Here is a 16,092-nt window from a genome sequence, read left to right as displayed (position 1 = left end):
TATTTCTCAATTTTAAAGGCGTGTATAAAAAGAGGTAAGGCTAATTGCTATGTGATTATAAATAGTGTTTAATTTTATTTAGTAAAAAAAACATCTTATTGCAAAGGCGTTTATTGATTAAATCATTGCAAATATTCTCTATTAGTTAAATACTCATTTTTAAGATTGTAAAACTGTAATAAATTAACCATATAGATAGGTGTATTATGAGTAGTTCAGCATTAGATTCATTTATGCAATTAAAAGGTATCGACCTTAACTTCGTTGATGCTTGGGGTAAACCAACCACAGTTCTTGATGAAAACGTTAAGACACTTATTAACCATATGGGGTTTGATGCATCAGATGATGCTGCATTAACTGCTTATTATGAACAGGAAGAGTTACAACATTGGTTATCTTTGTTAGCACCTGTTTCAGTTTTACAGCAAGATCGCGAATATCAACTTGAAGTTCACCTGCCTATCGACTTTGTTACAGACCCATTAATTTATAGAATAACAACAGAAGACGGTTTGCAAATTGATAAAACTATTACGGCGACTGATTTTCCTTTATTAGGCTGCAAAGATATTTCTGACGTCGAATTTCAATTATATGAAGTGACTATCGAAGTGCCTTTAAATATTGGTTATCATCAATTAACTTTACTCGAAAAAGGCAATGAAGAACCATTAGCTGAAATGTCCTTAATCATCACTCCAGATGCTTGTTTTACCCCAATGGCTATTCAAGAGGGTAAAAAACTGTGGGGGACAAGTGTTCAACTATATTGTTTGAAAAGCCAAAGCAATTGGGGAATTGGCGATTTCTCCGATTTAAAACAGTTACTCATTAAAACAGCGGAAAATGGTGGAGACTTCATTGGTTTAAATCCAATTCATGCACTCAACCCATCCCAACCACAGAATGCAAGCCCCTATAGTCCTTCATCGCGTAAATGGTTAAATATACTGTATACCGATATCACTGCTGTACCTGAGTTTACACATTGCGATAGTTTACAAGCTGAATTAGCAACATCTGAATTCCAACAACAACTATCAAGCCTGAGAGAGTCGGAATGGGTTGATTATGTTAATGTCACCACAGTTAAATTGAAGGCACTTAGGTCACTGTTTGATACCCTAATAAATGGAAAAAAAGAAAATCAAACGCGTTTAGATTCCCTGCATGAGTTTGTTAAACAGAAAGGTGATTCATTAACGCAACAAGCTGCTTATGATGCTTTGCAATTTAAATTTTTAGCTGAAAATGAGCACGCTTGGGGCTGGCCATCATGGCCTGAAAGCTTTCAATCATTCTCTAGCGACAGTACACAAGATTGGATAACTGAAAATAAACAGGAAATCTTGTTCTGGAGTTATTGCCAATGGGTTACTGATACGCAATTAGCTGAAGCAGATGAACTTGCTCGTTCATTAGGCATGACGTTAGGCTTGTATAGAGATTTAGCGGTTGGTGTGGGAAAAAGCAGTAGCGAAATTTGGGCAAATCATGATTTGTATTGTGAAAATGTCAGTATTGGTGCGCCACCTGATGTCTTAGGGCCGCTAGGGCAAAGTTGGGGATTACCTCCGCTTTCACCAGACCAACTTTACAAATCGCGTTACCAACCTTTCATTGAATTATTACAGTCTAACATGAGCCATTGTGGTGCCTTACGTATCGACCATGTGATGGCCTTATTACGATTATGGTGGGTACCAGAAGGTTCTACTGCCGACGCAGGGGCTTATATTTATTACAATATTTACGATATGTTGAATATATTAGCGCTAGAAAGCACACGTAACCAATGCTTAGTGATCGGTGAAGACTTAGGCACAGTACCTGAAGGTATGGATGTGCTATTAAAAGAGGCTGGCGTTTATTCTTATAAAGTCTTCTTTTTTGAACAAGCACCCGATGGCGGTTTTATCTCCCCTTCGCATTATATACAACAGGCGATGGCAACATTGTCGACACATGATATGCCGACGATTAAAGGGTATTGGCACTGTGAAGATCTGTATTTAGGTAGAACGTTAGGTTTATACCCAGATGATGAAGTATTTCACCGATTACTGGCAGACCGAGTTGAAAGCAAACAACAAATTCTAAATAGTTTACATGGTCATAACAGTGTACCGGATGATCTTTATCTGGATGCCAATACAACAGGGATGGATAAAGCTTTAAGTTTTGACTTACAAAAGCATCTTGCGACGGGCAGTGCTTCGTTATTGAGTTTACAACTTGAAGATTTCTTAGAAATGGACCAACCCGTTAATGTGCCAGGCACAAGCGATGAGTATAGAAATTGGCAACGTAAGTTAACGCATAATGTAGAGGCTATTTTTGCTGATAGCGACATTCTGCATTTAATGAAAGCGTTAACAGAAGCTCGTTCTAAATAATGTAAGTTCAGGCTAAATAAACTTCGAATTAGGTATTTAATATGACTAAAAAACCAACGACAAAGAAAGTAGCTACAAAAGAAAAAGCTGTAAAGAAGACCGCAGTGAAGAAGGTAGTTACTCCTAAAGTAGGGACAGAAATCAAAACAATGCCATTAAAATTAACGTTACTTAATCAACTAGAAAAAGCAACATTAGCTAATCCTTTTGAACAATTAGGGTTAATCAAAAATGCTAATGGAGTCGGTTTTTTATTACGAGTCTGGTTGCCAGAAGCTAAAGCGGTTTCTTTCTCTGCGCTTGATGGGTCACACCTTTCTGGTGAGTTAACTCAAATTTATGATGCCGGATTGTTTGAAGTTAATTTACCGTCTGTCAGTGAGAAGTTTATTTATCAATTAAGTGCTGAGTATACAAATGATGCGCATGAGTTTATAGACCCTTATCAATTTCATGATATTGCCTTTGAAGGACTGTCGACGTTACATGAAGCCCCGCAAAATGTGTATCACACACTGGGTGCACAATTAAGAACAATAACCAACAATGACGTAAAAATTAGTGGTGTACGCTTTATTGTTTACGCACCGAATGCAAGTAGCGTTAGCTTGATTTCTGCTTACAATCATTGGAATGGTCAAATTCATCCGATGCAGCGAAGTTGGTGTGGTCATTGGGTGATCTTCATTCCAGGCTTATCCGCTGGTTGTGCTTATAAGTTTGAATTAAAAGATGCGATGGGTAATCGTTTACCGCATAAAGCCGATCCTGTTGGTTTTCAAGCGGAGTTATATCCATCACATTCATCAATCGTGGTTGATCATGATGCTTACCAGTGGAATGACCAAGCATGGCAAGATGCTAATACTGGTGACAAACGCTTCACGGCGATGAGTATTTATGAAGTCCATTTAGGCTCATGGAAACGTAAAAATGAGAACGGTGTAGAGCGAATGCTTAGCTACCGTGAACTTGCTGAAGAGCTATTACCTTATTTAGTTGAAATGGGCTACACACATTTAGAAGTACTGCCTATTTCAGAATTTCCCTTTGATGGATCTTGGGGCTATCAACCCGTTGGTTTATTTGCTGCAACCAGTCGTTTTGGTGATGCTGATGACTTAAAGTATTTCATTGATCAATGTCATCAAGCAGGTATTGGTATTATCGTTGATTGGGTCCCTGCACATTTCCCTGCTGACCCACACGGTTTAGCGCGCTTTGATGGTACACCTTTATATGAGTATGAAGATCCTAAGCGTGGTTGGCATCCTGATTGGAACTCTTACATTTATGACTTTGGACGTGACAATGTCCGTCAATTTCTCGTGGCCAGTGCACTCATCTGGCTAGATAAATTCCACGTTGATGGACTACGAGTCGATGCAGTTGCCTCTATGCTGTATTGGGATTACTCACGTGAAGAAGGTGAGTGGGTCCCTAATGTTGATGGTGGTAATCACAACTATGAAGCGATTAGCTTATTAAAATGGTTTAACGAAGAAGTGTATAGCCAATACCCTAATGCCATGACTATCGCTGAAGAATCAACCGCATTTAGTGGCGTTTCAAAACCGACCTTTGAAGGCGGTTTAGGCTTTGGCTTTAAATGGAACATGGGCTGGATGCATGACACGTTAAGTTATATTCAACAAGATCCGATGTACCGTAAATACCATCACCATGAAATGACCTTTGCGATGGTTTATCACTATAACGAACATTTTGTTTTACCTATTTCACATGACGAAGTGGTACACGGTAAAAAAAGTATGTTGAATAAAATGCCAGGTGACGAATGGCAAGCTGCTGCTAATTTACGTGCTTATATGGGGTATATGTATGCGCACCCGGGTAAAAAATTAAACTTCATGGGCGGCGAGTTCGGACAAAGTCGTGAGTGGAATCATAATCAAAGTTTAGATTGGGGTTTATTAGCTTTCGATAAACATAAAGGCCAACAAAAATTAATTGCTGATTTGAATCATTTTTACAAAGATAACAGCGCAATGTACGAGTCTGATTATGAGCCAACAGGTTTTGAATGGTTAGATCATAGCGATGGAGTGAACAGCATTATTTCATTTATTCGCTATAATTTAGATAAAAGTGAGTATGTCATTTGCCTTTCTAATTTCACACCAATGCCACGCGAGAAGTATCGTGTTGCTGTTGAAGAGGCCGGTCAATATGAAGTCGTTATCAATACTGACAGTGAATATTATTGGGGAAGTAACTATTCAATGGGTGATTTTATGGGCGTGTTTGTTAGCGAAGCTTACCCTTGGCAAGGGAAAGGCCATTCAATCGTTGTTAATTTACCTCCATTATCATCAGTTTACTTGAAGAAAAAGGGAGTCTAAGTGTCAAAACAAGATATCGAAATAGACCTAACCACTATTGATGCTAAACACCTATTTACAGCCTCTTCAGGAAGTTCGCTTCCTTTAGGTGCAACGTTAGATCAACAAGGCTGTAATTTTTCAGTGCATAGTCAGGGTGGGGAAAGTGTGGAGTTATGTCTTTTTGATAAGCATGATAATCAAATAGACAGTTATTTTTTAACGGCTTCCCATTCACATCTTTGGCATGTGCATTTACAAGGTGTGCAAGCAGGACAAAAATACGGTTACCGAGTTGATGGTGATTATCAGCCTAAGAAAGGGCTGTTATTTAATAAAAAACATTTATTAATTGATCCTTATGCAAAACGCCTGAGCAAGATACAACATAGTTTTGTGCAAGCTCAGAGTGATGTAGATGATCTCTATGTTGCCAAATCAGTTGTCGTTGATGACAGTTTTGAATGGCAAGGCAGTGAAAAACCTAATATAGATGACCAAGATCGTATCCTATATGAAGTGCATACTAAAGGATTCACTCAAACCAATCCGAATATCCCTTTACCCATGCGCGGTAAATACTTAGGTCTGTCGCATCCTGAAAGTATTAAACATTATCAATCATTAGGTGTAACGAGTTTACAAATAATGCCTGTTTTTAGTTTTGTCAGTGAATCTCGTTTAAGTGGTTTAGGGTTAACTAATTATTGGGGATATAACCCGATTAACTTTTTTGCTCCTGAAACGCGTTACGCTCAATATGATGCGATTGCTGAATTTAAAACCATGGTGCGAGAGTTACACGCTGCTAATATCGAAGTGATCTTAGATGTTGTCTTTAACCATACTGCTGAATCAGGAAATGATGGGTTAGTCCTAAGTTTCAAAGGGTTTGATAATAGACAGTATTATACTTTTGAAAGTAATAAGCAGGGAATTGATTTTCAACGTTATAGCAATCATTCTGGTTGTGGTAATACGGTTAATTTAGATTTTTCATGGTCATTAAAAATAACATTAGATGCTTTACGTTATTGGGTCACTGAAATGCAAGTTGATGGTTTTAGGTTTGACCTCGCAGTGACGTTAGCGCGTGAAGCACAAGGATTTACTGAAAGAAGTGCTTTTTTTAAAGCCTTACTGCAAGACCCTATTTTAAGCGATGTTGTGTTAATCGCTGAGCCTTGGGATATTGGGCCTGGTGGCTATCGTTTAGGGGCTTTCCCTGAACAGTGGAAAGAATGTAATGACCGTTATCGTGACACAATGCGTTCTTTCTGGCGAGGTGATACAGGTAAAGTGTCTGAAGTGGCAACACGCTTGTTAGGGTCTCATGACTTTTTTCCATTAGATCATCGAAGTAATACTACCAGTGTTAATTATATCTGTTATCACGATGGTTTTACCTTGGATGACATGGTGTCTTTTCAAGATCGACATAACCAAGCTAATGGGGAAGATAATCGTGATGGTCACGGGCATAACCTTTCCGCAAATTATGGCTGTGAAGGACCGACTAAAGACAAACGTATTAATTGTTTAAGACAACAGCAAAAACGTAACATGATTGCGACCTTGTTCTTGTCTCAAGGTACTCCGCATTTTTTAGCGGGTGATGAAATGGGTAACCATCAATCAGGTAACAATAATGCGTATTGCCAAGATAACCAAATTAGTTGGATTAATTGGGATAGGTCAGAAGCGGACTTCGCACTGTTTGAATTTACCTCTAAATTAATTGAGTTACGTAAACAGTCACGTTTATTTGGTGATTTACTGCTTGATGATAACGATGTGAATAGCGATAAAGTGACCTGGTATCATCCTGATGGTTATTTAATGGAAGAGGTTGATTGGCATGCCTCTAATTCACAGGCTATTGCAGTTGAGTTAAGTGAAGTGGATCCTGAAGGTGAACATTGGTATTTGATTTTGAATGCATCGACTTATCAAATTGCTTGTGAGTTGCCTGCATTAACGGATAACAAAGATTGGTTTATGGCATTGGATACCCGTTGTGCGACAGGTGATTTAGTTGAAGATACCAGTAAAGTAGAGATTCCAGTCCATGCTAAAGCACATTCAATCTTGTTATTTAAAGCAGTTAACCATAAATCATAGTTTGTGTTCTTTTATATATGTAGGCATGACTGATTGCGATTTTTATCTGTAATTTTGGCATGTGATTTATTACCTAATACTTAATACAAAAGCTGCTTAGCAATAAGTGGCTTTTTCTTTTTAAGGATGAAATAAGATAATGGTCGCTAACATTAAGAGAGTGATAGCCAAAATTAAAATTAAAGATAAAAAGTAGACCAACAGCAAAAAATCATTGCTTAACAAAAACATCACTAGATAATTTCAAACAAATAAATATACTTCATTACATTCAAATTAAAGTAGTAAAAGGCAAAAACAGTGGCAAATATAAATGAGTATGCAAAAAATATCACTCCAGCGCTTTATCAGAAGCTAGCAACTGCTGTTGAAACAGGAAAATGGCTAGACGGAGCCCCGTTAAGTGAAGAACAAAAAGCACATTCTCTACAGCTAGTTATGGCTTATCAAAAAGAATTTAATATAGAACCTGATCATTTTACTATTGCTCAAAATGGTGAAATTTACATGGAGTCTAAAAAGGTATTAAAACAACAGTTTGCCGATCCTGATGATAACTCTGAAGTGCATCTTATTAACTTATAAATATTGAATGCCTATTGTTATGGCTAAGCTAGGACTAAGCGTCAATCAGTATCGGCGCTCAATACATATGTTAGTACTTTACACATGCCTAGTGCATAAATGATCTGGTTAAAAGCTAACTCATTTATGTACTAATGATTCAAATACGTTTATCCACTATGTTTCTGCTTAAACTTCCTCCATTATTTATTGTCTTTAAGTTACTCTTCTATTAAACGATTTTATGAATGGCTTAAAATCATCATAAAAGTTAAAAATATAACGATAATTTACATCATTAGTACCTTAATAAGTTATATTAACGACGATAGAATTTTTCTTTTTTAAGTTTGATTAATGAACTTAAAAAGCACAAAGGATAACTTTCGTGACTATTTAATGCAGAAAAATGTCTGTGAATAATGAGAATAATGAGAATAATGATGAAAATGATGAAAATGATGAAAATGATGAAAATGATGAAAATGATGAAAATGATGAAAATGATGAAAATGATGAAAATGATGAAAATGATGAAAATGATGAAAATGATGAAAATGATGAAAGTTTATAAATATTAGGTTTGTTTGTAATAAACTTTATTCACTGAGTGTTATTAATAAAGTTTAATCAATAGATCTTAAGCAATGGAATGTATTTATAGTCGAAAGTGGCGCTAATAAACGCTGTGTTGTTAGGCTCTTTTAAAAGAATAGTTTAGAAAAATTCTTTAGATGAATTGTTTAGATGAGTAGTTTAGAAGAATAAAATATTCGCCACCAGTATCAAGCTGCTGGTGGATAGTTATACCCAAGGTATTAATCTCAATTATGTAAGTAGGTATTATGAATTTATCATTAATTAAAGATGAGCTGTTAGAAGCTCAAACGGTTTTATCTGCATTCTTATCAGATCAACAAAATTTACAGCATATCGAAGATGCTGCCTCGTTATTAGCTGAGTCTTTCAAAAATGAAGGCAAAGTATTAGCCTGTGGTAATGGCGGTTCTCATTGTGATGCAATGCATTTCGCTGAAGAGTTAACGGGTCGTTACCGTGAACATCGTCCGTCGTATCCTGCGATCGCTATTTCAGATGCGAGCCATATCTCTTGTGTTGGTAATGATTATGGTTTTGAGTACATCTTTGCGCGTTATCTTGAAGGTGTTGGTCGCAGTGGTGATGTATTGTTTTGTTTATCAACCAGTGGTAACTCAGGCAATATTTTAAAAGCGATTGATGTTGCTAAATCTAAAGGCATCAAAGTCATTGCCTTAACAGGTAAAGACGGCGGTAAAATGGCTGGACTCGCGGATGTTGAAATTCGTGTGCCGCATTTCGGTTTTGCCGATCGTATTCAAGAAGTACATATTAAGATCATTCATATATTGATCTATTTAATTGAAAAAAAAATGGCTTAGGTTTAAACAATGTGTGAATTATTAGGCATGAGTGCCAATGTCCCAACTGATATCTGTTTTAGTTTCAGTGGATTAGTAAAACGCGGTGGTGGTACTGGCCCTCATAAAGATGGTTGGGGTATTACTTTTTACGAAGGTAAAGGCTGTCGTAGCTTTAAAGATCCTAGCCCAAGCTGTGATTCTAAAATTGCGGAGTTAGTTAAAAGTTACCCTATTAAAAGCAAATCGGTTATCAGCCATATTCGTCAAGCGAACCGTGGTGGCGTTAATTTAGAGAACACACATCCTTTTATTAGAGAATTGTGGGGACGTAATTGGACTTATGCTCATAATGGCCAACTAACAGGCTATGAAGACCTAAAAATGGGCTATGCGAATCCTGTTGGGCAAACGGATAGTGAACGTGCCTTTTGTTGGATCATTGATAAATTACACAAAGAGTTTAAACAACCACCAGAAGACATGTTAGACATGTTTAGATTGGTGGCTCGTTATGCCGATCAATTAAAAGCACTAGGTGTTTTTAACATGTTATTAAGCGATGGTGAATATGTTATGTGCTACTGCACTAATAACTTACATTGGATAACCCGTCGTGCACCGTTTGGTAAAGCACAGTTGATTGATGAAGATATGACGGTTGATTTCCAAGAAGAAACCTCAGCAACGGATGTGGTAACCGTCATTGCAACTCGTCCGTTAACTAAAGATGAAGCGTGGACGAAAATGGAAGAAGGGCAGTTCTGTGTTTTCCATTTTGGTGAACGAGTATTGTAATTAATTCACTCGTTATTGATCGTTTTTGTTTATAGCTTTTACTCATAGCTTTTATTCATAACTTCTATCAATCGTTTCTATTTGCTGTTTTTATTTGTGGTGAGTTTGTTCAAAACAATAAGCTAAATAGAAGCTGTTAATGACAAATGTAAACATTGATAAACATTTATTAACTAAGCCTATCAATAGTGCTGTTAAATATAAATAAGGTAGTACAGAAATGGCTGATTTATTAAAAGATGTCTATAACCATGACTACCTTACTCATGTCGCAAATGCAGTCGCGCAATGTTACCCAGCCTTTCAGAAAAATGATTTCATTACCGCTGTTTTTAACGATGATTGGAAGAATAAAGAGTTAAAAGCGCGTACAGAACATATCGCAGATCAGCTAAATACTTTTATAGAACTCGATTACTTACAAACACTCGCTGTTATTAAACAAGTTTCATTACATTTTACTAGCTACAAAGGCATGTTTATTCCCGCTTTTGTCGAGTTATTTGGTTTAGATGAATTAACCGATTCAATTGACGCACTGGCTCATATTACACAATTCGCTAGTGCAGAATTCGCCGTTAGACCTTTCATTGAACAATACCCTGAACAGATGCACTGTAGATTATTAGCTTGGACAGAAAGTGATAATCATCATATACGTCGCTTGGCTTCAGAGGGATCTCGTCCGCGTTTACCTTGGGCAATGGCATTACCATTATTCAAAAAAGATCCAAGTTACTTATTACCTATTCTAGAATCCTTAAAAAATGACGAGAGTGAATACGTTCGTCGTAGCGTTGCAAATAATCTCAATGATATTGCCAAAGATCATCCTGACGTGGTGATTGATATTGCTCAACGTTGGTTAACAGAAAGTGATTCGATACACACTAAACGTCTTGTTAAACATGCTTGCCGAAGCTTATTAAAACAAGCCCATCCTGATGCGTTAAGTTTATTTGGATTTTTACCACCAAAAGACATAAATGTTATCGATTTAATGGCCGATTCAAGCGTACAACTTGGTGAGGTTTTGCATTTTTCTTGTCAGATACAACATCAAAAAGGTTTACCTCTTAATAAATGTCGTATTGAATTCGCCATTGATTTTATGAAAAAAAATGGCAAGCAAGCACGTAAAATATTCCAACTTTCTGAAGCGATTATCCCTCAACATAATAAAATGATTTCAAAATCGTTTAGCTTCAAAAAAATATCTACAAGACAATATTATGGTGGACAACATACTGTTGCAATCCTTGTTAACGGCGTGCAATTAGCCTCTACCGACTTTTTTTTGATAAATTAATATTTCCTTATCTGCCTGTTATTATGGTATATACCCGTTACCGTTCAATGTACTTTGTTCAGTCGTTAGCTTGGGTTCCAAATCAAGGCGCAACATGATGACAAGGGCGAGCCCTTATCGAAGGCTGCAACGCTGAGTTGGTTTTCAAGCTAACGACCCAGAGAGCAAGCGGTGAAGTAATACCGATTACATTAAATAAGTTATTTTAACAAGTAAAATAGATCAGTTAATGAGTGTGATTGGTATAAACACCTTCGTTGTTAAAAAGTGTCGATTTAACCCGTTAGATCTTCCTCTTTCTGCCTAGCATCTGTTCACTTCACCGCTTGCTGAATGTTGTACCTTGAATGATAACGGGTATAGATACTGCCATTTTAAGCATTAGCCCCTTTGTTTTTATAAATATGTCGCACTAATTTAGATATTAGCATTAAGAAAACACGAGAAATTCGACTTGTTTGTAATGGATTACGAGAAAGGTTTAATACTCATATTCCTAGTGCGATATCGTAATATTTAAAAAAATTTAAAGGGTGATTTTATGAAATATAAGGAATTACTATGACAACAGTAAAAAATAAAATGTCATTGACCAAGAAAGTCTTAATCGGCATGGGGATTGGTATATTTACAGGATTCTTAATTAGAACAATGTTTGCTGACGTTGCATTTGTTCAAGATTATATTGTTAATGGGCTATTTTATGTGGGTGGTAAAATCTTTATTGCTACGCTTAAAATGTTAGTCGTTCCACTTATTTTTGTTTCTTTAGTGTGTGGTACAAGTAGTTTAAAAGATATGTCGACATTAGGGCGTTTAGGCGGAAAAACCCTGTCTTTTTATATGGTGACGACGGCTATCGCTATTTCACTCGCTATCTTAATGGCTAATATCTTTGAACCTGGTGTGGGTGTTGATTTAGCACAAGCAACGACTTTTGCTGCTAAAGAAGCACCGTCGTTAGGTGATGTTATTATTAACATGTTCCCAACAAATCCAATCAGCTCAATGGCTGAAGGTAATACCTTACAAATTATTGTGTTTGCAATATTGTTTGGTGTTGCTATTAGTTCATCTGGTAGTGCGGGCGAGCGTGTTGCGGCAATGTTTTTTGACTTTAACAAAGTGATCATGAAATTAGTGGTGATGTTAATGAATATTGCGCCTTACGGTGTGTTCTTCTTAATGGCTAAGCTTTTTAGTGAAATTGGTTTAGATGCGATTATTAATCTGATCAATTACTTTTTAGTCTTAAGCGCGACATTGATTTTACATGCATTAATTACCTACAGTACCTTCTTGAAAGTGTTTACAGGGCTAAGTCCTATTAAATTCTTCAAGAAAATGGAAACAGCCATCTCTTTTGCTTTTTCTACTGCGTCGTCAAATGCAACAATCCCAGTGACATTAGAAACAGCGACTAAATACCTAGGTGTTAATAATAAAGTTGCTTCATTTACTGTTCCTTTGGGTGCAACAATCAACATGGATGGTACTGCCATCATGCAAGGTGTTGCGACGGTATTCATTGCACAAGCGTTTAATATCGATTTAACCTTATCTGACTATGCTGCTGTGATCATGACAGCGACATTAGCTTCTGTCGGTACTGCTGGTGTACCTGGCGTTGGTTTAATCATGCTAGCGATGGTATTGAACCAAGTGGGTTTACCGGTTGAAGGCATTGCAATGATCATTGGTGTTGATAGATTGCTCGATATGATTCGTACTGCCGTTAATATTACTGGTGATAGTGTTGTAACGTGTATCGTTGCTAAATCTGAAGGTGAGATGGATGTTGATATATTCAATGATCCTAATGCGGGTAGAAATGAAGAACGTGTTTCATTAAAAGGGACGAAAAGTTAAGTTTGTTTGACTTTATTCAACCTGACTGTATTTAAGTAAACGTTATTTAACTAAACGTCATTTAACGTAGATGTATTTAAATTAAACACATCTTTAGCACAATAAAAAACCCAGTTGATGACTGGGTTTTTTATGCGTATTGATTTTTTTATGTGCCATTTACGCCTTGAATTGAACGGTTTTTCTAGCTCGAAATTTAGATGACATATTTAATGTAATCGGTATTATTTACGCTGTTTTTTATGACAAACTACCTTTTTAATACAACGTTAACGCACAAGTTAATACTGAATAGTTTGTTGCTTAAGAGCGACTAAAAGCATCGATGATACTGCAGTCTGAATGTTCATCACCCGGACACTGCTGAGTTATTTTAGTTAACTGATCGACTATTGCTTGTTGCTGCTTAATACGCTCTTCGATTTCTTTAATTTTCTCTAACGCTATTTTCTTAACATCGGCGCTGTTTCTATCTTCATTTTCACATAACAACAACAACGCTTTGCACTCTTTTAACGTAAAGCCAGCTTGCTTTGTTTTATAAATAAAATGCAACTGCTGAACAATTTCTGTGGTGTAAAATCGGTAATCATTCTCTTCTCTTGGTGGAGGGCTAATCAAACCGATAGATTCATAGTGTCGAATCGATTTTACTGATAACCCTGTTTCTTGGGCCACTTGGCTGATTGATAACATGTAAATTCTCCAATATTAAAATAAGTTCGATAATGAATTCACTAACGAACTTTAATTTGTTTATTTAAGACGCGTGCGTTTCAATAATAATGAGTTACTTAATACCGTTAAGCTCGATATCGTCATTGCTATCGCCGCAATCGTTGGGTTGAGATAACCAAATGCTGCTGCAGGAATCGCTAATGTATTAAATATAAATGCCCAAAATAAGTTCTGACGAATCGTAGACCAAGTTGCTCGTGAAAGCTTAATTGCAACCGCTATCAATCGCGGGTCATCACGCATTAAAGTCATCGCGGCAGTTTGTTTTGCAACATCACTGCCGCCACCCATTGCAATACTCACATCTGCTTTAGCTAAAGCTGGCGCATCATTTACGCCATCTCCGACCATTGCAACTAATGAATCCTGTTGTAAGTCCGATAACTGTTGTAATTTTTGCTCTGGTGTCTGCTCGGCATAAAAGGTTTTAATACCTAACTGCTTACTCATCGCCTGTACAACACTATGTTTATCGCCGCTAAGTAAAATAGTCGATAAACCTAATTTATGAAGATCTTCAATCGCTTCTTTGCTTTCTGGGCGAAGTTGATCTGCAATGACAAAGTAACCAATTAAAGTCTGTTGATAACAAACATAAATGATATTTTGATCTTGATCTACATTCACCGCATGTATGGCAAGTTGCTCTATTAAATCAATATTAAAGCGTGCTAATAATTTACTGTTACCTGCAATAAGGTCGGCATTATTAAAGCGGCCGTGGATGCCTTCACCATGAATGCTTTGTATATCACTTACCTCTACGGCTTTAGTATCAAGCGACTGTGTATGCTCAATGACAGCCTTAGCGATAGGGTGCTTACTTGCTTGTTGTAAACCTAACAATAACGAGAAGAAGTCCTGATGAAACGACGTAATATTATCTAAACTGACTTGTCCTTTCGTTAATGTACCTGTTTTATCAAATGCAATATGGTTAAGTTTATGGGCAAGTTGTAAGGTGTTAATGTCTTTTATTAAAATACCTTTTTGAGCCGCTAGACCGGTACCAACGACCATTGCTGTTGGCGTTGCTAAACCTAATGCACAAGGACAAGCAATGACTAATACAGCAACACTGTGCATCAAGGCTTGTTCAAAATCGCCACCGACGTACCACCAAGCAGCAAATGTAATAACTGCAATCCCTAAAACGATCGGTACAAAAATAGAACTTATTTTATCGACTAATTGTAAAATCGGGGCTTTACTCATTTGAGCTGACTCAACGAGTTGGATTATTTGATGCAGTTTAGTTTGCTCGTTAACAGCCGTACTTTTTATTAACAACACGCCATCACCGTTAAGTGTTCCAGCAAAAACATCGTCGTCAATATCTTTAAGAATAGGGCGACTTTCACCGGTTAATAACGCTTCATCTAAGTAACTGCTACCTTCTACAATCACACCATCAACAGGCACTTTATCACCTGCTGCAATTTGTATTAGGTCGTTCACTTGTACGTGTTCAATCAATACACGTTTAAACTCTTTACCTTTTTTAACTAACGCATCAATCGCTTGTAATTCACTTAAAGCGCTTACTGCTTTACTGCTGGCTTGCTTAGCACGAAACTCTAAGTATTTACCAAATCGAATCAAGACAATCACTAATGCACTTGTTTCAAAATAAAGATGGGCAGTATTACCTTTAAAGATCATATAAAGACTAAAGAAGTAAGCGGCTGAGGTGCCTAATACAACTAATACATCCATATTCGCTGAGAAGTTTTTAATGCTGTTCCAAGCGCCTTTATAAAAACGAGCCCCAACAATAAACTGCAGCGGTGTTGCTAATGCTAACTCTACCCAAGGCGTTAATAGTGGTGTGTCACTGAATACCATGTTGATCATCGCGAACCAAAATGGCAGGCTTAATACAACAGCGAACCCTAAACTTAGTTTCTCTTGTTGTTGTTTCTTTTGTTCTTTTTGTTGTTTTTTTAGTAATTGCTGTTGAGAGGTGATCGCAATTTTGTGTGTTAACTTATAAGGACTTAACGCAATTAACTGTTCAATAAACTGATCATTAATAAAGCTTTCCAAGGTTTCAATGTAAACCATTTGTGTTGCAAAGTTTGATTTTACATCTAACACTAACGGATGTTTTTTTAATGCCTTCAAGGTGGTTTCTACACAACTTGAACATGACCATTCCGCTTCAAAACTGATTTGTTGATAATCAGTTTGGTAGCCTTTTTTTTGTAATACCGATACAACTTCAGTTGCTATCGGAGTGGCTAATGCTTTTTCATCGATAGAGAGTGTCGCTTTTTCTAAAGTGATATTAACATTGGCTTCAATGCCGTCAATATCATTAAAAGCAGTGGTTAATTTGCTCGCACATGATGCGCAGTTCATTCCATAAACGGGAAATGTTACTTGTTGTAGTGCTGTCATTGAAGTTACCTCCGGCTTAATGTCTATTCAGAAATTGCTGAATAGTTATTTGATATACAAAGCCTAACCCTTCCCCTAAGGGTAATGTCAAACGTATCACAGAATTTTAATTTGTACTTGTAATTTTTAGTGATTACCTTAAAATTAACTGG

Annotated in this window: 11 protein-coding genes; 9 read left to right on the top strand and 2 right to left on the bottom strand. The window is 36.8% G+C overall.

The genetic code is table 11. From position 1 onward, the window contains the following. The first annotated feature begins 206 nt into the window (after window positions 1-206). The 9 genes from malQ (at window position 207) to SP041_RS13540 (ending at window position 12,802) form a co-directional block, all read left to right on the top strand. Window positions 207-2,399 (top strand): 4-alpha-glucanotransferase, encoded by a 2,193-nt coding sequence (gene malQ, locus SP041_RS13575; protein ID WP_025563611.1) that lies wholly within the window; start codon window positions 207-209, stop codon window positions 2,397-2,399. A gap of 149 nt (window positions 2,400-2,548) precedes the next feature. Continuing rightward, complete coding sequence (gene glgB, locus SP041_RS13570; protein WP_025563612.1) at window positions 2,549-4,762, top strand: 1,4-alpha-glucan branching protein GlgB; 2,214 nt, start codon at window positions 2,549-2,551, stop codon at window positions 4,760-4,762. Next, window positions 4,763-6,862 (top strand): glycogen debranching protein GlgX, encoded by a 2,100-nt coding sequence (glgX, locus tag SP041_RS13565; protein ID WP_081695358.1) that lies wholly within the window; start codon window positions 4,763-4,765, stop codon window positions 6,860-6,862. It abuts the gene before it with no gap. 300 nt (window positions 6,863-7,162) lie between these two features. Beyond that, a complete protein-coding gene (locus SP041_RS13560) occupies window positions 7,163-7,447 on the top strand; it encodes a DUF1315 family protein (RefSeq protein ID WP_025563614.1) in 285 nt (94 codons plus the stop codon). Between the two features lie 388 nt (window positions 7,448-7,835). Next, window positions 7,836-8,000, top strand: coding sequence for a hypothetical protein (locus SP041_RS20880; RefSeq protein WP_170968554.1), 165 nt, complete (start codon window positions 7,836-7,838; stop codon window positions 7,998-8,000). A 271-nt stretch (window positions 8,001-8,271) separates the two neighbouring features. Then, complete coding sequence (gene lpcA / locus SP041_RS13555) at window positions 8,272-8,847, top strand: D-sedoheptulose 7-phosphate isomerase (RefSeq protein ID WP_025563615.1); 576 nt, start codon at window positions 8,272-8,274, stop codon at window positions 8,845-8,847. A 9-nt stretch (window positions 8,848-8,856) separates the two neighbouring features. Continuing rightward, entirely contained in the window at window positions 8,857-9,624 is a 768-nt protein-coding gene (locus SP041_RS13550; RefSeq protein ID WP_025563616.1) for a class II glutamine amidotransferase, read from the top strand. A 220-nt stretch (window positions 9,625-9,844) separates the two neighbouring features. Continuing rightward, window positions 9,845-10,933 carry a DNA alkylation repair protein gene (locus SP041_RS13545; RefSeq protein ID WP_025563617.1) on the top strand — a complete coding sequence of 363 codons (1,089 nt, stop codon included), beginning with the start codon at window positions 9,845-9,847 and terminating at the stop codon, window positions 10,931-10,933. 561 nt (window positions 10,934-11,494) lie between these two features. Beyond that, window positions 11,495-12,802, top strand: a complete 1,308-nt coding sequence (locus SP041_RS13540) for a dicarboxylate/amino acid:cation symporter (protein ID WP_025565411.1) — start codon at window positions 11,495-11,497, stop codon at window positions 12,800-12,802. A 303-nt stretch (window positions 12,803-13,105) separates the two neighbouring features. On the opposite strand, the gene cueR is transcribed toward SP041_RS13540, so the two are convergent. Next, a complete protein-coding gene (gene cueR / locus SP041_RS13535) occupies window positions 13,106-13,498 on the bottom strand; it encodes a Cu(I)-responsive transcriptional regulator (RefSeq protein ID WP_025565412.1) in 393 nt (130 codons plus the stop codon). A 60-nt stretch (window positions 13,499-13,558) separates the two neighbouring features. Next, complete coding sequence (locus SP041_RS13530) at window positions 13,559-15,940, bottom strand: heavy metal translocating P-type ATPase (protein ID WP_025565413.1); 2,382 nt, start codon at window positions 15,938-15,940, stop codon at window positions 13,559-13,561. Window positions 15,941-16,092 lie beyond the last annotated feature (152 nt).

It is taken from the genome of Psychromonas sp. SP041 (assembly GCF_000470315.2).
Taxonomy (GTDB): Bacteria; Pseudomonadota; Gammaproteobacteria; order Enterobacterales; family Psychromonadaceae; genus Psychromonas.
Note: the sequence above shows the minus strand (reverse complement) of the source record. Positions and strands in the feature narration are given on the sequence as shown.